This window comes from Streptomyces sp. NPDC101152, assembly GCF_044768275.1.
Taxonomy (GTDB): domain Bacteria; phylum Actinomycetota; class Actinomycetes; order Streptomycetales; family Streptomycetaceae; genus Streptomyces.
In genome coordinates, this window is sequence record NZ_JBIWPO010000004.1 from 177,764 (window position 1) to 195,083 (window position 17,320).

The 17,320-nt window shown below is 71.0% G+C and carries 13 protein-coding genes and 1 tRNA gene; 7 read left to right on the top strand and 7 right to left on the bottom strand.

Annotated features, from left to right (window positions below; all coding sequences use genetic code 11):
• Positions 1–8 precede the first annotated feature (8 nt).
• The 3 genes from ACIRVK_RS07120 to ACIRVK_RS07130 all read left to right on the top strand — a co-directional run bounded on the left by ACIRVK_RS07120 (position 9) and on the right by ACIRVK_RS07130 (position 1,172).
• Positions 9–374, top strand: coding sequence for a hypothetical protein (locus ACIRVK_RS07120; protein WP_404244407.1), 366 nt, complete (start codon positions 9–11; stop codon positions 372–374).
• A 146-nt stretch (positions 375–520) separates the two neighbouring features.
• Positions 521–1,108, top strand: a complete 588-nt coding sequence (locus tag ACIRVK_RS07125; protein WP_404244408.1) for a bifunctional DNA primase/polymerase — start codon at positions 521–523, stop codon at positions 1,106–1,108.
• Positions 1,099–1,172 (top strand) — tRNA-Lys (locus ACIRVK_RS07130). The genes ACIRVK_RS07125 and ACIRVK_RS07130 overlap by 10 nt, the downstream gene beginning before the upstream one ends.
• Positions 1,173–1,592: 420 nt before the next feature.
• Here the strand turns inward: ACIRVK_RS07130 and ACIRVK_RS07135 are convergent.
• Positions 1,593–2,873 (bottom strand): M6 family metalloprotease domain-containing protein, encoded by a 1,281-nt coding sequence (locus tag ACIRVK_RS07135; RefSeq protein ID WP_404244410.1) that lies wholly within the window; start codon positions 2,871–2,873, stop codon positions 1,593–1,595.
• 315 nt (positions 2,874–3,188) lie between these two features.
• Between ACIRVK_RS07135 and ACIRVK_RS07140 the strand changes: the two genes are divergently transcribed.
• The gene (locus ACIRVK_RS07140; protein ID WP_404244411.1) at positions 3,189–4,994 is read left to right on the top strand and encodes a putative bifunctional diguanylate cyclase/phosphodiesterase; all 1,806 of its coding nucleotides are present in this window, start codon (positions 3,189–3,191) and stop codon (positions 4,992–4,994) included.
• Here ACIRVK_RS07140 and ACIRVK_RS07145 read toward each other — a convergent pair.
• The 4 genes from ACIRVK_RS07145 to ACIRVK_RS07160 form a co-directional block, all read right to left on the bottom strand.
• Entirely contained in the window at positions 4,973–6,061 is a 1,089-nt protein-coding gene (locus tag ACIRVK_RS07145) for an LLM class flavin-dependent oxidoreductase (protein ID WP_404244412.1), read from the bottom strand. The two genes, ACIRVK_RS07140 and ACIRVK_RS07145, sit on opposite strands and share 22 nt — an antisense overlap.
• Before the next feature lie 60 nt (positions 6,062–6,121).
• Positions 6,122–7,624, bottom strand: coding sequence for a hypothetical protein (locus tag ACIRVK_RS07150; RefSeq protein WP_404244413.1), 1,503 nt, complete (start codon positions 7,622–7,624; stop codon positions 6,122–6,124).
• Positions 7,621–11,379, bottom strand: a complete 3,759-nt coding sequence (locus tag ACIRVK_RS07155; RefSeq protein WP_404244414.1) for an ACP S-malonyltransferase — start codon at positions 11,377–11,379, stop codon at positions 7,621–7,623. Before ACIRVK_RS07155 ends, ACIRVK_RS07150 begins: the two co-directional genes overlap by 4 nt.
• Positions 11,380–11,691: 312 nt before the next feature.
• Entirely contained in the window at positions 11,692–12,900 is a 1,209-nt protein-coding gene (locus tag ACIRVK_RS07160) for an MFS transporter (protein WP_404244415.1), read from the bottom strand.
• Between the two features lie 262 nt (positions 12,901–13,162).
• On the opposite strand from ACIRVK_RS07160, the gene ACIRVK_RS07165 reads away from it, so the two are divergent.
• Positions 13,163–13,540 carry an ArsR/SmtB family transcription factor gene (locus tag ACIRVK_RS07165; protein ID WP_404244416.1) on the top strand — a complete coding sequence of 126 codons (378 nt, stop codon included), beginning with the start codon at positions 13,163–13,165 and terminating at the stop codon, positions 13,538–13,540.
• Positions 13,541–13,563: 23 nt separating this feature from the next.
• Here ACIRVK_RS07165 and ACIRVK_RS07170 read toward each other — a convergent pair whose 3' ends face one another.
• Both ACIRVK_RS07170 and ACIRVK_RS07175 read right to left on the bottom strand, forming a co-directional pair.
• Positions 13,564–14,211: a ScbR family autoregulator-binding transcription factor gene (locus tag ACIRVK_RS07170; RefSeq protein WP_404244417.1), complete on the bottom strand. Its 648-nt coding sequence runs from the start codon at positions 14,209–14,211 to the stop codon at positions 13,564–13,566.
• A 95-nt stretch (positions 14,212–14,306) separates the two neighbouring features.
• Positions 14,307–15,023 carry a response regulator transcription factor gene (locus tag ACIRVK_RS07175; protein ID WP_404244573.1) on the bottom strand — a complete coding sequence of 239 codons (717 nt, stop codon included), beginning with the start codon at positions 15,021–15,023 and terminating at the stop codon, positions 14,307–14,309.
• Between the two features lie 395 nt (positions 15,024–15,418).
• Here ACIRVK_RS07175 and ACIRVK_RS07180 point away from each other — a divergent pair, with 395 nt between their 5' ends.
• Both ACIRVK_RS07180 and ACIRVK_RS07185 read left to right on the top strand, forming a co-directional pair.
• The gene (locus tag ACIRVK_RS07180) at positions 15,419–16,351 is read left to right on the top strand and encodes a ScbA/BarX family gamma-butyrolactone biosynthesis protein (RefSeq protein ID WP_404244418.1); all 933 of its coding nucleotides are present in this window, start codon (positions 15,419–15,421) and stop codon (positions 16,349–16,351) included.
• A gap of 34 nt (positions 16,352–16,385) precedes the next feature.
• Complete coding sequence (locus ACIRVK_RS07185; RefSeq protein WP_404244419.1) at positions 16,386–17,315, top strand: NAD-dependent epimerase/dehydratase family protein; 930 nt, start codon at positions 16,386–16,388, stop codon at positions 17,313–17,315.
• Positions 17,316–17,320: the final 5 nt, after the last annotated feature.

The window sequence follows — 17,320 nt, forward strand, 5'->3', positions numbered from 1 at the left end:
GAGAAGACATGGCGGAGCAGACGCCGCGTCGGAACGAACCGCGGCTGCGCCCCGCGCCCCTGCTCTTCGAGCCCGCCGAGGCGGCCGCCGACCCGGAGCACTTCTTCGACCTGGAGTCCATCGACGACCCCCGCACGCTGCTGGCCCGCTCGACGGAGCTGGCGCAGGCCTTCCGCGCGGCGGCCGACCGGGCCGTGGAGTTCCAGGCGATGGCGGCCGCGCAGCTCGCCGACCCCCGCCGCTTCGACCGGCTGACGCCGGCGGACATCGCGGAGCGTGCGGAGTGGACCGAGGACTACGCCAAGAAGATGGTCGAGTTCGGCCGGGACCTGATGAGCGGTGCCGAGGGCGCGGGTTCGGCCGACCCGGTGTGAGAGGCCCGGTGGCCCCGGCGGTCTGAACACGATCCTCTTCGGTTTGGCATATGCCAAGCGGGCAAGATACCCGCTCCCGCCCGCCCGTGTCCCGACTTCCGGCAACCCTCGGGAACGACGGCGTCACAGCCGGTAGACATGCCGCCATGAGCAGCGAACGCAGCCACCCGTTCTCCGACGGCCTCGACGCCTGCGGGGTCACTCCGGACGGAGCCGCCTGGCTCGCCTCGGCAGGAACGTATCCGCGCAGCACGCTCGCCCTCTGGGAGGAACACCCCGACGCCCCGGTGGTGCTGCCCTGCGGTGCGGTCTTCGACGTCGTGAGCGCCCCGGCGGTGTTCGGTCGCCGGATGGTCGACCGGCTCTGGGACGAGGGCCCGGGGTCGGGCCCGGTGGCGACCTTCCGGGGCCGCATGCTGCTGTTCGCCGCGCCGGGTACGGCCCAGCGGCTGCCGTCGCTGCTGCGCTGGGAGGAGTTCGGCCGCACGGGAGCGATCCCGCCGCTGCTGTGGCACGGCCACGGCGACGCGGTGACCGTCCCGGCCCCCCTGGGCGCCGCCGCCCCGTCGGCCTCGCGCTGGCTGGTCGCCCCGGACACCCGCCAACCCTGGCTGCCGGGCCCGGAAATCCTGCTCTGGGCCGCGGTGCGGGCGGCCCGGACAGCCGTACGGATATCGATTTCGTCGTCCGCCGATCAGGATGCTAAGGTCTACGACGTCAGCAGGCGCCGCTAGCTCAGTTGGTTAGAGCAGCTGACTCTTAATCAGCGGGTCCGGGGTTCGAGTCCCTGGCGGCGCACGCATACCGAAGGCCCTCCGCACACACGGGGGGCCTTCGCCATTGACGGCGAGCCCTCCCCCCGGAGACGGATCCTCCCGGGCACGGCAGGGCCGGCTGGGGGTCCGGGGGTTACCCCCCGGGAGACACAGCATCAGCGGGTCCGGGGTTCGAGCCCCTGGCGGCGCACGCATACCGAAGGCCCTCCGCACACACGGGGGGCCTTCGCCATTGACGGCGAGCCCTCCCCCCGGAGACGGATCCCCGGGCGCGACAGGGCCGGCTGGGGGTCCGGGGGTTACCCCCCGGGAGACACAGCATCAGCGGGTCCGGGGTTCGAGTCCCCGGCGGCGCACGCATACCGAAGGCCCTCCGCACACACGGGGGGCCTTCGCCATGACGGCGAGCCCTCTCTCGGCTTTTTGCACGCCCCCAACCGCACTACCCCGCCGTGATCGTCACCCGCCAAGCCCCCGATGCCGTGCGGTTCTCCGGATGGACTGTGATGTTCGTGCCGGGGACGGTGAAGGTCTCTCCGAGGGATACCGGGGCGTCGGCCAGGGGTGGGTAGACGGAGTTCTCCCAGCAGGCCTCGGTGTGCGGGTGGGCGTCGATCACCCGGATGGGACCCTCACCGGAGGGGGCGCCGCTGCGGACGCGGTAGACGAGGATGCCGGAACGGCAGGTCGCCGCGTCGTTGCCGACCGGTCCGCGCGCCTCGAAGGCGAGCACGCTGTCCGGCCCGGTGCGCACGACCGCGAGCTTGGTGCCGTGGCCCAGCCCGTAGGAGGGCGACTCGAGGGCCGCCGGCTCCGGTCCCGCGCCGAGCGGCTCCAGCGTCAGCCGGGTGGTGCCGGCCTCCCGTACGCACACCACCTGCCGTGGCTCCAGCCACCCGAGCTTCCACTTGTGCCAGCCGAACAGGTCGGGGGCGAGCCCGAACTGGCTGCCCATCAGATCCCAGTCGCCGACGTACGTGTCCCAGTCGCCCTTGCCGTCGGCCGGCCGGTGGTAGAGGTCCGGCAGGTCGAAGACGTGCCCGGTCTCGTGTGCGAGGACCAGCCGGTCCGGCGGATGCTTCTCGAACACCGTGACGACCCGGCGGATGTCCCGCCCGTCGGCCCGCAGCGGGGTGTCCAGGTTGACGACCTTCGTCGCGTCCGAGTCCACGCCGGGCGCGTCCGGGTCGGCGACGAAGTAGACGATGTCATAGCGGGAGAAGTCGACGACGGGGTCGGCGGCGGCGAGCGCGTCGCGCAGGTAGGCGGCACGGTGCTCGGCGCTCCAGTCGCGCCGTATGGCGTAGTCCGTCGCCGGGTGCGGCATCCGGATCCAGCGGTCGACGGGGTGCGCGCGCAGGGTGAACCTGCCGTAGGAGGCGCGGTCGTAGAAGCGGCTGGTGGCCGGGAAGTGGTCGGCGGCCAGCTGGGCCGGTGTGGTGCGCGGCTTCGAGCCCGGGAAGGACAGGAAGACCATCACCGCGTCCAGCGCGCGGGTCGGGCGCGGATAGGAGGCGTTCCAGGTGTCGAGCCCCTCGGAGTGGTGGGCGTCGGTGCGCTGCAGGGCGCACGGCACCGACGAGAAGGGTTCGGCGACCGACGGCCCGGTGACGAGGGAGGTCGCGGCGACCGCGGACAGGGTGGTGCACACGGCGGCGGTGCTGCGCAGCCGGGGCCCCCTGAACCCCCTGAAGGGAACCGTGAAGGGGAACGGACGCGGCACAGGAAACCTCCGGGAGCGGTACACGGGACACCGCACCCAGCCTGTGCATGTTTGTCGTACTACGCCCTGTTTGTCTGCCCCAGAAGAGTGAGCGGGCCGACGGACCCTCAGATTCCGACACCCCCGAAACGCTCACGGAACGTCACAAGTGGTCTCGGCACCCATGAACCCCTCCAGCTGCGGGCAGAAACGATCTGTCAGAAGTTCCGCTGAATCCGGGACACTGGACACTGACTGGAAGGCCCTTGGGTCTGCCTCTATGATCGGCACACTTTCCTGCACGGACAGAGATCGAGTGCACTGCGGGAGCTAGCGGTGAGCGGAACGTCCGAAGGGCCGGCGCCCGCGGCAGACCTCGACCGGGGCGCCGTAACAGAGAGTGACAGCATCTATCGGTCCGTCTTCAGGGCCGCCGCCCTCGCGATGGCGGTCGTCGACCGCGAGGGCCTGGTGGTCAGCGCCAACGACGGGTTCGGCGCGCTGCTCGGCAGCACACCGGAGGCGCTGGCCGGCAAGGTCGCCGCCGATCTGGTGGACCTGGCGTCCGACGCCCGTACCTGGCACGCCTACCTCGAGGTGCTGCGCGGCCGGGAGGCGCGAGTACGCTGCACCCGGCGGCTGAAGCATCCCGACGGCCGGTCCGTCTGGGTGCAGGTCACCGTCGCGCCGCTGCCGCCCGGCGAGGACGGCGTGCTGCTGTCCGTCACCGACATCAGCGCCCAGCGTGAACTCGAGGCCCGGATCAGGCACTTGCAGATGCACGACCCGGTGACCCGGCTGCCCAACCGCACCCTGTTCTTCGAGCGGTTGACGGCCGCCCTGGAGGCGGGGTCGTACGAGGAGAGCGGCACCGGCCGGATCGGCCTGTGCTATCTCGACCTGGACGGCTTCAAGGCCATCAACGACACGCTCGGCCACCGCGTCGGCGACCGTCTGCTGGCCGCCGTCGCCGAACGCCTCACGCGCTGCGCCGACGAGGCCGGGTACGCCAGAACGAGCGCGCCGCTGGTGGCCAGACTCGGCGGCGACGAATTCGCCCTGCTGGTCGAGGACTCGACGGGCACGGAGCAGCTCGCCGATCTCGCCGAGTCCGTCCTGAAGGCCGTCCAGGCGCCCTTCGACCTGGCCGGTCAGCGGCTGTCGGTGTCGGCGTCGATCGGGGTCGTCGAGCGGCACGCGGCCGGCACCACCCCGACCGCCCTGATGCAGGCGGCCGACACCACGCTCTACTGGGCCAAGGCGGACGGGAAGGCCCGCTGGACGCTGTTCGACCCGGAGCGCAACGCCCACCGCATGACCCGTCAGGCCCTCGCCTCCCACCTGCGCCCCGCCATCGAGCGCGGTGAGTTCGTGCTGGAGTACCAGCCGCTGGTGGGCATGGAGGACGGGCGGCTCAACGGCGTGGAGGCGCTGGTCCGTTGGAACCATCCGCAGTTCGGTGTGCTGACGCCGAATCGGTTCATCGGACTGGCCGAGGAGGACGGCTCGATCGTGCCGCTCGGTCTGTGGGTGCTGCGCACGGCGTGTCGCCAGGCCCGGCGCTGGCAGCTCGACCACCCGGACGATCCCCCGCTGTTCGTCAGCGTCAACGTGGCCGTCCGCCAGGTCTGGGACTCCGACCTGGTGGCGGACGTCGCCCAGACCCTGGCGGAGACCGGCCTGGCACCGGGGCTGCTGCAACTGGAGCTGACCGAGTCGGCGGTGATGGGCTCGGCGGGCCGCCCGCTGCAGGCCCTGCAGGCGCTCAGCGAGATGGGCGTGCGTATCGCCATCGACGACTTCGGCACGGGCTACTCGAACCTGGCGTACCTCAGCCGGCTGCCGGTCTCGGCGCTGAAGCTGGACGGCTCCTTCGTACGGGGCTTCCAGTACGAGGGCCGCAGCGACGAGGCGGCCCCGCCGAACCCGGCCGACGAGGTCGTCGTCGAGGCGATGATCCAGCTCGCCCACCGGCTGGGCCTGACGGTCACCGCGGAGTGCGTGGAGACCTCGGCGCAGGCGACGCGGCTGCGCCGGATCGGCTGCGACACCGGCCAGGGGTGGCTGTACTCACGGCCGGTGTCGCCGGAACGGATCGCCGAGTTGATGGGGGCTCGGACCTACGCGGTCGGCAACCCGTAGGCGTTCGCGATCAGTTCGTAGGAGCGCAGGCGCACCTCGCCGCGGTGGGCGTGCGAGGTGAGCATCAACTCGTCGACGCCCGTGCGCTTGTGGAGGGCGTCGAGGCCCGCGACGACCTCGTCGACCGTGCCCTGCTCGATGTTGGACGTCCAGGACGCGACGAACTCCTCCTCGTACGGGCTGAACTCGTGCTTCTCGGCGTCGTCCGGGTCGGGGAACAGGCCCGGGCGGCCGGTGCGCAGGCGGATCATGTTGAGGGCCGTCGCGCGGGTCTGCCGGCGGGCCTCCCGCTCGTCGTCCGTGGCGAGCACGGAGACGCCGATGAGGGCGTAGGGCTGGTCGAGGACCTCGGAGGGGCGGAAGGACTCGCGGTACAGGTCGAGGGCCGGGATCGTGTTCTGCGCGGAGAAGTGGTGCGCGAAGGCGAAGGGAAGGCCGAGGACGCCGGCCAGGCGGGCACTGAAGCCGGAGGAGCCCAGCAGCCAGATCGGCGGCCGGTGCGGGGACTGGACGCCGCCGGGAGAGGTCGCCTGGACCGGGCCGGGTACGGCGTGGATGCGGCGGTAGGGGTGGCCGTCCGGGAAGTCGTCGTCCAGGAACCGGGTGAGCTCGGCTAGCTGCTCGGGGAAGTCGTCGGCACCCTCGCTCAGGCGGTCGGTGCGGCGCAGGGCGGCGGCGGTGGCGCCGTCGGTGCCGGGGGCACGGCCGAGGCCCAGGTCGACGCGGCCCGGGGCCAGCGCCTCCAGCGTGCCGAACTGCTCGGCGATCACCAGCGGCGCGTGGTTGGGGAGCATCACGCCGCCGGAGCCGAGCCGGATGCGTTCGGTGTGGGCGGCGAGGTGGGCGAGGATCACGGCCGGCGAGGAGGAGGCCACGCCCGGCATGGAGTGGTGCTCGGCCACCCAGTACCGGTGGAAGCCGCGGGACTCCGCGAACCGGGCCAGCTCGACGCTGGTGCGCAGCGCCTGGGTGGCGGTGGACCCCGCGCCGACCGTCACCAGGTCCAGTACGGAGAGGGGGACGGGGGCCGACCCCTGTGCCTCGCCCCGGATCTCGTCTGCCGCCACGTCAGCCTCCTGATTCGTCCATGTGCTGTCCCTGCCCGCTAACAGGAGATCCCCTCCGCTTTATTCCCGGGCCTTGCCCGGGCTCCTGTCCCGGGGGCGGGCTCCGAACACGTGGTCGCGGAACAGGGGTGTCTCGCCGGGCCCAGGCCCGCGCTGGCGGAGGGCGTAGCTGACCAGGGCGTGGTTCAGCATGTACAGCCGGTGCTCCTGGCGGCCGCCCGCGGAGAGCCGGTCGACGACCCAGGCGACGGGCGTCTGCCCGGCGTAGGCGTCCCTGGGCTCGAACAGCAGGTGCGCGGCGCCGACTTCGCCCAGCACGTTCAGCGCGTAGGCGAAGGGGTAGGGGCGGTTGATCCGGTTGTCGTCCGTTCGGTCGAGGCCGGGGAAGCCGTCCACCATCCGCTCCAGGGTCCGGTCACCGACGAGGTCCATGCGGCCGGTGAGCATGGCGGTCTGCACGATGTAGGAGTACGCGATCCCGCTGAGGAAGTAGTCCGCTCCCGGATCGATGTACTCCCACTGCCCCACGACGTCCTCGACGAAGGCGTCCAGGTCCGGCACCTGGTCGGCCAGCCGGCCCAGGTTGTGCAGGGCGACGAGGTAGTAGAGGCCCATGTGGGTGCGCTCGACGGGCGTGATACGCCGGAAGAGGTCCCTGGCCTCGGCGAGCCGGTCCCGGCCGTGGTTCAGGTACTCCTCCGCCCGGCCGCTCAGGGCGACGGCGTTGAGCATCGTCAGCAGCGGGTAGATCCGGACGAACGCGTCCGACATGGGCTGCGGGAACGCCGGGGGCAGGTTCAGCTCGTCCGCGCGGTCCAGGTAGGACAGGACCTCCTTGACGAAGTCCCGGCCCTCGCCGGCCGTGAACCGCTCGAAGCCGAGCAGCGAGAGAACCGACAGCAGCATGGAGCCGCCTCGCCCGCGGAAGAACGGCGCCGGGATTGTCTCCAGCAGGTGCAGCGCTTCCCGGACCCGGTTGCGCCGCCCGGTCACCAGCCGGTCCTTCAGGCCGAGTTGGCCCATCGCGAGGAAGACCGCGGAGCAGGCGGACAGCTTCTCGTAGTGGCCGTGGCGGCCGGCGTTCTCGTCCTTGATCCGGTCGGGCTCGATCGTGTCGACGGCGGCGAGGATCTCCGCCGGGAAGTCCGTCCTGGCGTTCACCAGCAGGGTCCGGTCCAGGCCAAGCTTGGCGACCGCGTCCATCAGGATGCAGCCCGCCATCACCCGGAAGTAGGGGTTCTGCTCGGCGCGGACGGCGGCCAGGACCGGGCGCAGGTCCCGCTCGAGGCCGGCGCGGACGAGGGGGCGGCCGGGATCGGTGACGTCCAGGACGAAGTCGGCCAGCAGCCGGGAGAAGCGGGTGTAGGCGTCGTCGACACCTTTGGCCTCCAGCAGCGCGAACGTGTGCCGGATCCGGCGGGCGGCCTCGGGGTCGAAGGCCACGGGGTACTGGCCGAGCCCGATGCCGCGGACCATGCGGCTCCACGGCGTGGCGATCACACGGGTCTCGTTGGAGAGGTGGTGCAGGCCGTGGACCGGGACGGGGTAGGAGGCAGTGGTCATACGAGGCTCCTGGTACGGGAGTCGGGGGTGCGGGAGTCGTCCGTGCGGACGTCGGAGGGCCACGTCGGCAGCGGGGGGACGGCAAGGCCGAGGAACTCGGTACGGTCGCCTTCCAGCATCTGCAGGGCCCAGTTGAGCCACTTGACGCCCTCGCAGTAGATGGCGACCGGGCGGCGCTGGGTCTGGTAGGTGTCGACGAGGGTGCCGTCCAGTTCCTTCTGGAAGTGGAAGGGCGGCATGGCCGTGAAGTGCTGCCCCATCATGAACACGAACCGGACCAGCCAGTACGGGTCGTCGCGCAGATAGGGCGAGTCGGGGTCGTCGAGGCCGAGGGCCGCCGTCATGACGGGCGCGAACCAGTCCTCCATGCCCCGCGGTGCCCCGGGATCGACGCTGCCACCGGCCGCGACCACGTCCCGCACCCGGTAGGCCTTCTGGTACGGGTTGCCCGCGAGGAAGGCGATGTCGACGCGCGGCGTCCGGCCCTCGCCGGTGTCGACGTCCAGGGTGAACTGCTCGAAGTGGATCTCGTCGTAGTGGCCGAGGGAGTTGTGCCAGGGCTTGTTGTCGTACATGGGGTCGTCGCGGGTGTCCTCGCCCTCGCTCTTGAAGCCGATGGCCCGCGGGTCGAGGAACCTGATCCCGAGCGAGGCGGGGGTGATGGCCGCCAGCGCCGCGTCGACTTCGGCCTGCGGCGCCCCCGACTCGACGAGCGACTGGGCGCGGACCAGCGGCCCGATGTCCGTGATCTTGATGTTCTCGGTGTTGGTGTCGCCCATGACGAGGGAGTGGAAGGCCGGTTCGAGGATCTCGGCGTACCCGGGATTCCCGCGGAACCGCTTCAGCAGGGCGGGGGCGTTGAGATAGGAGACGCCGTCGACGACGATCCGCTCGGTGTCGAGGAGGTGCGCGTTGAAGGTGCCCGGTGCCGTGCGGCGGCACAGGTCCAGCCGGTCCTCGATCTTCCGGAAGTAGGAGACGTCCAACGTCGCACCCGGCGCCGGCACCCGGCCCACGCTGTGCACGTCCTCGTTCAGGACGCGGATGATCTGCTCGTAGAGCCGGGCGACCACGGCGGGCGGCGGCGTGTGCTTCTCGACGTACCGGCTGACCTCCGCCCCGGCGACGTAGCTCATCTCGTAGATGACCTCCCGGTCGACCGTGCGGTCCTCGCGGCGCAGGCGGGCCGGGACAGGGACCTCCCGTTCCAGGACGGTGTGCACCTCGGGGAAGTAGGCGCGCACCGGTTCGGGCAGTGCCCGCAGGTACTCGGCCTGCTTGCGGGCCTTCGCGAACGGCGGCAGCATCACGCCGTCGCCCTCCGGGTTCCAGCGGGCGGTCGTCAGGGCCTCACTGAGGATCTTCCGCACCGTGACGTGCTCCTCGCCGTCTTTGCGGACGAAGATCGTCATGGACTCACTGCCGCCCTGGCCGAAGCTGACCACCGACTCGTCACTGTTGATGTAGGCCTGGACCGTGCTGGAGAGGACCCGGCGACTGCGCGCGTTGGCCAGGACGCGCTCGTTCTCCTCGGTCAGCGCGAGCACGCAGTCGTACTCGAAGGCGTCAAGGGCGGGGTTGGGCCCCTTCTTCCATATCTCGGCCGGCCGCAGCACGGACAGGACACGCACGGCGTACGGCCCCGCGTCGACGTCGGCCGCCGCCAGCCGTGAACCGAGGGCGACGATCTGGCAGTTGCCGCCCAGGTGGACCCGGCGCGGCGGGCTGTCGAGGGCGCCGTCGCACAGCACGGCACGGGTGGCGTCCGCGAGGTCCTTCCGGGACTGGGCGGGCACCCCCTCGGGTGACACCAGTGGAATCCGGGCCTCGGTCAGGCCGTTCAGGATCCGCTCCACGGCTTCCGCCCCGGCGTGGGGCCCGCTCAGGGTGACCGCGTCGCTCAGCGAGAGGGCGCCGGACACGGCCAGGGCGGCGAGCCAGCCCGGGACGTCCCCGCCTTCCAGGTAGTGGTCGCTCTGTGCGAGGAGAGCGGGCCGGTGCTGGGCGAGGAGGTGGAACAGCAGGTACTGGTGGACGATGCGCTGACCGGTCGGCGGGATGCCGTCGTCGAGGAGGGCGTCGAGCAGCTGGTCGCGGATCTCGTACGCGGTCGGCTGGGTCTCCAGCAGCAGCCGGGTCCGGGCCGCGAGGACCCGCTCGTCGAGGTCGTGCGGTGCGCCGAAGTGGAAGACGACCACCTCCGGGCGGCCGGTGTGGACCGTCTGGACCCGGCTGGTCCCCGCCGGGTCCAGCACGCGCAGTTCCACGTAGGCCTTGCCCAGCAGCGCGGAGTCACCGGTGGTGATCCGCTTCTTCAGCCGTGCCCGGGTGACCAGTTCGCCCTGGTCGACGGCGATGTGCTCACGGTGGTCGCGGGTGTGCTGGAAGATCTCCAGGAACCGGTAGAAGGTGGCCGAGCCCTCCCGGTCGGGGCGCAGCATCTCCGCGGTGATGACGCGCCCCAGGGTGCGGGAGAAGTAGGCGTCGCAGAAGTCGCTGCGCGCGGCGAGGCGGAACAGCTCCCGCAGGAGGTGGTGGTCCTCCCCCGTGAGCTGCTCGCCGGTGGTGTACAGCGTCTCCAGGCGGGACAGCAGGGTGCCCACCAGGTTGACGGCGCGCAGGAAACCGGCGGTGTCGGCGTGGCTCCCGGTGTAGGCCAGGACGGGGGCGGCGAGGTCGTTGTCCCGCAGCAGTTGGACGGACTTCCCGCCCAGGCCCAGTTCCAGGACGATGTCCACGTCGAGGCCGCCGAGGGTCTCGCAGGTGTCCCGGGAGGCCATGACCTGGTCCGTCATGGCCAGTACGCCCTGGCGGACGGCATCGGCGGTGGTCAGCAGGGACATGTCGTGGTTGGACACCACCGGGACGCGGGGCTCGCCGAAGCGGATGCCATGGGCGGTGAGGAACCGTTCCAGTGCCTCGCGGGCCGGGCGCATGCGCGCGGAGTGGGCGAGGAACACGGTCGGTTCCTTCAACTCCCAGGCGGTGACGTGCGGGAACGCGGTGAGGAACCGGTCGAAGGCGGGCCTGGCACCGGAGCGCACGTAGAGGTTCGCCTGGGTCGGGGCGTAGGTCTTGTGCAGTTCGACGTCCGTGAGCGGGAACTCCGCGCACGCCTGCTCCAGGACCGCCGCGAGGTCCTCGGGGCTGTCGGCCTTCACCGCGAGCACGTGGTGCGGCTCCGGGACCAGGCGGGTGTGCCGGGCGGACTCGTCCAGGTAGGCGGCGATGGTCCGGGCGAACGCCTCGTCGGTGCTCTGTGCGCCGGCCGTCTGGAGCATCAGCGGGGTGAACGCCTGGGCGATCCGCACACCGTCGTGGACGGAGAGGGAGCCGCTGGCCACGGCGGCGGTCAGGATGCCGAAGCTTTCGCCGGTGTAGGCGACGAAGCCGACCGGTGTGCCGTTCTTCGCGATCCTCTCGCGCAGGTAGGCGTCGAGGGCCAGGCTGTGCACCAGCAGCGCCGCTCCGATGAAGCCCTGCCGCTCCATGATGCCCGCCGGCAGGGTCTCGGGGTCCATGAGCAGCAGGTCGGGGCGGCCGGGGATACCGAGGGCGCGGGCCGCGTCCCGGTAGACACGGGTGACCTCGGGGACGCCGGAGTCGATCAGTAGCCGGCCGAGGCTCCGGTAGAAGGCGCGGCTGCCCAGGCCGGGGAAGAACCCGGCCACGCGTATGCGGTCCTCGGTGCTGAGGACGTCCGCGACGAGAGCGGGGCGGGCCGGGGAAAGGACATCGGAAAGAGAGCGGGACACGGGCATCGCCTCTCGGGTTTCTGTGGCGGTAACGTCGCGCTCGCCTTTGGGCGCGGGGAATTCACGTTCCCAAGTACGGAATAGATTCTTTCCGCCCGGTCGTACCCGATTCAACACATGCCAATACAGGGTTTTTCAGGGGTCCTCAGGCTCCCGCAAGGAAATGTCAGAAGAGCGTCAACATCGCTGGTCAGCGACGCATGTTCAGCACATGAGGCGAAACGCGAAAGCAACGGCCAGGAATCAGTGATTCCTGGCCGTTGCTTTCGTCGAGCTATTTTCCCTGTACTTTTCGAGACGTCGGCGACACCTTTATCGCGTGGCCGCCTCGACCGTTTCCGCCCGAGGTGCGGAATCCGCGGCAGCGGTGCCGGAGACCCGGGAGCGGCCGCCCATGGAACCCGCCGCCACGACGACCAGTCCGGCGAGGGCGAGCCCCGCGCCGACCCACAGCGGGGAGACGAACCCGTATCCGGCGGCGAGGGCCAGCCCGCCGAGCCAGGCGCCGAGCGCGTTGCCGATGTTGAAGGCCGCGATGTTGGCTCCTGAGGCCATGGTGGGCGCGTCGTCGGCGTACTTCATGGTCCGCACCTGCAGGCCCGGCGCGGAGGAGAGCCCGATGGTACCCATCAGCAGCAGCGAGATCAGGGTCGCGACCTTGTTCTCGGCGGTGAGGGCGAAGACGCCCATGACCACGGCGAGGACGGCCATGATGCCGGTGAGGGCGGCGTTGAGGGACTTGTCCGCCGCCTTGCCGCCGACGAAGTTGCCGATGAACGTGCCGGCGCCGAACAGCACCAGCAGCCAGGGCACCGTACCGGTGGCGAAGCCGCTGACGTGAGTGAGGGTGAAGGCGATGTACGTGTAGCCGCCGATGACACCACCGAAGGCGAGGATGCTGAGCAGGATGGAGACCCAGACCTGCCCCCGGCGGAAGACGGCGAGTTCGGCGCGCAGGTCGGTCCGCGCTGCCGCCGCGGTCCGCGGGACCAGGATCTGGATGCCGATCAGCGCGACGACGCCGATGACCGTGATGGCCCAGAAGGTGGAGCGCCAGCCCAGCTGCTGGCCGAGGAAGGTGCCCAGCGGCACACCGAGGACGTTGGCGGCCGTCAGCCCGCCGAACATGAGCGCGATGGCGCCGCCCTTCTTGTTCTCGGCGACCATGTCCGAGGCGACGACCGCGCCGACGCTGAAGAAGGCTCCATGGCACAGGGCCGCGACGACCCGGCCGGTCATCAGCAGTCCGTAGCTGGGCGCGATCGCGGAGATCAGGTTGCCGGCGATGAACAGCGTCATCAGGCCGACCAGGACCTTCTTGCGGTCGAAGCGAGAGATGGCCGCGGTGAGCGCCAGGGCGCCGACGGCGACGCTCAGCGCGTAGACGGAGACCAGGTACCCGGCGACCGATTCGGAGACGCCGAAGTCGTCTGCCACCTCGGGCAGCAGTCCTACGATCCCGAACTCCGTGAGGCCGATACCGAAGCCCCCCAGCGCCAGGGCGATGAGCCCGATAGGCATGTGAAAACCCTTCGTTGCAGTGGCATGCGGTCCGGGACCGTGCCGTGCGGGACGCTTACATATCGAAGTATCGCAGAACGTCGATGCGTCATGTCAAGCGAAGCCGGGGCGAGGGGAGGCGGTTCCGGGCCACCTCGACCCGCCGGCACAGCTCGACGGACCACGCCTGACCTGCGGAAACGGTCTGCCGCTTACATATGCGTAACGTATCGATTATCCTCGATATATCAACAGTCGGCTCCGCGTCAGCACCGGAAGGGCCATGACCACACACGACACGCCGCCCACGACAGGCGACCTCGCGCCCCTGCTCGAATGTCTCAAGGCGCTCGCCAACCCCGTGCGGCTCCAAGTCCTCCAGTGGCTGCGTGAACCGGAGGAGCACTTCCCGGTCGAACCCGCAGTCACCGACCCGCGCAAGGTCGGCGTCTGTGTCAGCCACATCCAGGCCAAGACCGGACTCGCGCAGTCCACCGTCTCCGCCTACATGGCCGCGCTGGAACGGGCGGGCCTCGTGCGCTCCACGCGCGTGGGCAAGTGGACCCACTACCGGCGCGACGAGGAGCGCATCGCCTGGCTGGTCGAGGAGCTCGGACGCAGGGCCGGACAGACCCAGGCGCCGGAACTCCTCGTCCAGTAAGCGCTGTTCGCAGCCGGCCGACGCTAGGACGGGGCCCCTTCGACCGGCTCGACCGCCTCGACCGGCTCGACCGGTGCGCTTGTACGCAGACGGGGCAGCAGGCCCGGCACGGCGAGCCCCGGAAGCACCAGTCGCCACAGCGCGGAGACCCGGGCGGGCAGGTCCCGCCGGTTGCTGTAGGCCTGGGACATCACCTGCAGGCCGGTGAACGCACCGACGACGGTCGCGGCCACCTCCGGCAGATCCGTCCCCGGCAGCAGCTCCCCCTGCTTCTCGGCCTGGCCCAGAAGATCCTCGATCACCGCGACGGACTGGTTGTAGGGCCTCTGGGCCGAGGCCGCGAAGGACGACTGCTCGACGGCGAGGCGCACGCTCGCCCGCAGCACGGCATCCGTCTGCAGCCTGCGCGAGAAGGTCAGGGTCAGGTCGATGACGGCCTGCAGCCGCACCGGGTGGTCGGGCACCACGAGGGCCTCGCTCTGCGCCTCCACCAGCGCGGTCGCGATCGCCTCCTTCGAGGGGAAGTGGTGGTAGAGCGCCCCCCGGGTGAGACCGGCTCTGGCGAGGATGTCGTTCGTGCTCGCCGCGTCGTAGCCCCGCTCGCCGAACACGTCCGCCGCGGCCTCCAGGATCGAGCGTCTCGACCTGATCCCTCGCTCCTGTCGCGCCATCGCGGGGCCCTCGCATTCCAGGCTCGGAAACATACAGACTTGCTTGCATTGTATTCCGTCCTGCGAACGGTTCACCTGCCGGGACGGCCTTCGCGTCACACATGTCCGAGCCGGAAACCGACCCCGCGCACCGTCACGATCCAGCGACTCGATCCGAGCTTGTTGCGCAGGCTGCTGACGTGCGTGTCTATGGTGCGGCCCCGGTGGGACCACTCGTCGTCCCACACCTGGCTCAGCAGCTGTCGGCGGGAGACGGTGGCGCCGGGCTGCGAGGCCAGCAGGAACAGCAGGTCGAACTCCTTCGGCGTGAGTTCCACCCGTCGTCCCTCCAGCCGCAGTTCACGGGTTCCCGCGTCGATCCTGAGCGGCCCGTGCGTGATGACGGGGGCCGGTCTGTACGGGCGGGCCCGGCGCATCACCGCCTCCATCCGGGCCAGCAGCTCTCTCAGTCCGTAGGGCTTGACGACGTAGTCGTCGGATCCGGCCTGCAGGCCGAGCACCCGGTCGAGCTCCGCTCCGCGCGAGGTCACGGTGATGATCGGGACACCACCGTCCGCCCGCATCCGGCGGCACACCTCCAGCCCGTCGAGATCGGGCAGGTCGAGGTCGAGCAGGACCAGGTCGACACCGTGGTGCACCTGCAGGGCCTCGGCGGCAGTCGCGACGCTGGTCGCCAGGTGGCCGTGCCGGCACAGCTCCTGTACCAGTTCCGCCGCGGCGGGGCCGTCGCTCTCGACGACGAGAACCCGCAGCCCCTGGCCGGCTTCCGGCATCCGGTCGACCGCCCCGACAACCGGTCGGGACGCATCCATGACCTGCCGATTCATCCCGCTCTCCTCCCGCAGGAACGCCAAGTCGAACTGTTGAGCGTTCACCTCAGGCGACGGTACCAGGCAGGTCTGTCTGTTTGTCAACGCGACTTTAGCGGACAGCCCGCACGGCAGACCATTCGGAAGTTAAGCCATCAAATGCGGTCATTCCACCTCCACTCCGCAAGCCGGCCGCCCCTCCCGGCGATCCAACGATGCGCAAAGCGAACGTAACCACCGCGTTAAACAAACAGGTGCTCACTTATTTAACCCGGCCTTACTTTGAAACCAGGCCGACCTGTCTGTATGTTGACGATGCACGCATTCCATCGACGACGGGGGGTCGGGACACGCATCCCAGTCGACCCCTGTCCGCACCCAGACAGGAGAGCCCGCGGATGCTCAGCACCGTCACCGGCCCGCTTCTGACGACCACCGTCCCTCGGGAATACGTCCACCGCGCCTCCGTGGCGGAGGTGTTCCTCACCGACTGGAAGGCCGAACCAGGCGGGTCGGCGGAGCTCGCCAACCGCTTCGTGGTCCACGCCCAGTGGCCGCGCAGCCACGCGCTGTTCGCTCCGTCGGACGGCCACCAGGACCCGTTACTCCTGGTCGAGTCGATCCGACAGATCGGAAGCCTGCTCGCCCACGCCGAGTACGGGGTCCCCTTCGGCCACCAGTTCCTGATGTGGGACATGTCCTTCGAGGCCACGGCCTCGGCGTTCGACGCCGACTCCGCCCCGACCGAGGTCGAACTGCACACGGTGTGCAGCGACATCGTCCGCCGCGGCCGGACCGTGGCGGGCATGCGCTACGAGGTCTCGGTCCGGCGGGCCGGCGTCACCGTGGCGAGAGGCGGCGCGAGCTTCAGCTGCACCAGCCCCGCGGCCCACCGGCGGCTGCGCGCCGACCGTCCCACCACGACGGGTCGCGCCCTACCGACGCCGACCGACCCGGCCACGGTGGGCCACACGGACCCGCGGCACGTCGTGCTCGCCGCTCCGCAGACACCCGGCGAGGCCCGCTGGGAGCTGCGGGTCGACACCGGCCACCCGGTCTTCTTCGACCACCCGGTGGACCACGTTCCCGGCATGATGCTGATGGAGGCCGCCCGGCAGGCGGCCCGTGCCGCCACCCGGCAGCCCCGGGCCCTTCTCCTCGGTATGGACAGCGAGTTCACGCGCTACTGCGAGCTCGACGCCCCCTGCCGGATACAGGCCCGGCCGCTCGCCTCCGACACCCCCGGGCACGTCCGGGTCGAGGTGCGCGGCGTCCAGCAGGGCGAACAGGTCTTCACCGCCGACCTGGCGCTGCGCCGTCCGGCCGCATGACCCGACCCCACCTCCCAAGGACGGAGACCCTCACGTGCGCAGCGTTCTGATCACCGGAGCCGCGGGCTTCGTCGGCGGCCACGCGGTCCTCGAGGCCGCGCGCCAGGGGGTGGAACTCACCCTGCTGTCGCACCGCCGACCGGTCCCGGACGCCGGACCCGGTCACCGCCTCCGGTCCGCGGACCTCGCCGACCCCCAGTCGCTGCGCGGCGTGTGCGAAGGCGTGGACGTCGTGCTGCACTGCGCGTCGTACATCGGTTCGGCGCCGGGCCCCAACGAGTCGGTCAACGCCCGGGGGACCCGGCACCTGGTCGCCGAGGCCCGTCGCGCGGGGGTGTCCCGCATCGTGTACGTGAGCACGGCGTCCGTCTACGGCCGGGGCGTCTTCCGGAGCGCGCACCCCGCGGACCTGGTCCGCAGCCCCGGCTCGCCCACCTCGGCGAGCCGGGCCGCGGCTGAGGACGCCGTCCTCGAGGCGGGCGGGATCGTCCTGCGGCCCCATCTGGTCCACGGGCCGGGGGACGTGTGGATGGTCCCGGGGCTGGTGCGGCTGCTGCGTGCGCTGCCCGGCAGCGTCGAGGGCTGGACCGCCCGGCTGTCGGTCGTCTCCGTGCACGACCTGGCCCGGCTCGTGGTCGGCGCGGGTCTCGCGCCCGCGGCCGACCTGACGGCCACCGTCTACCACGCGACCCATCCCGCGCCGGTCACCGCGGACGCGCTGCTGCGCGCGGTGGCCGCCTGCGCCTCGCTGCCCTGGCCCGAACGCGTCCTCTCGCTGCCCCGGGCGCGGGACCTTCTCGCGGCGGACCCCCGGGCCTCGCACGCGCTGGACATGGTGCGCACCGACCACTGGTTCGACGGCGTCCCGCTCTGGCGTGACCTCGGTCTGCCACCCGGCCCGGGCTTCCCTGCCGCATTCGCCGAGTCGGCGAGCTGGTACCGCGACGCGCCGGCCCCGGCATGAGCGTC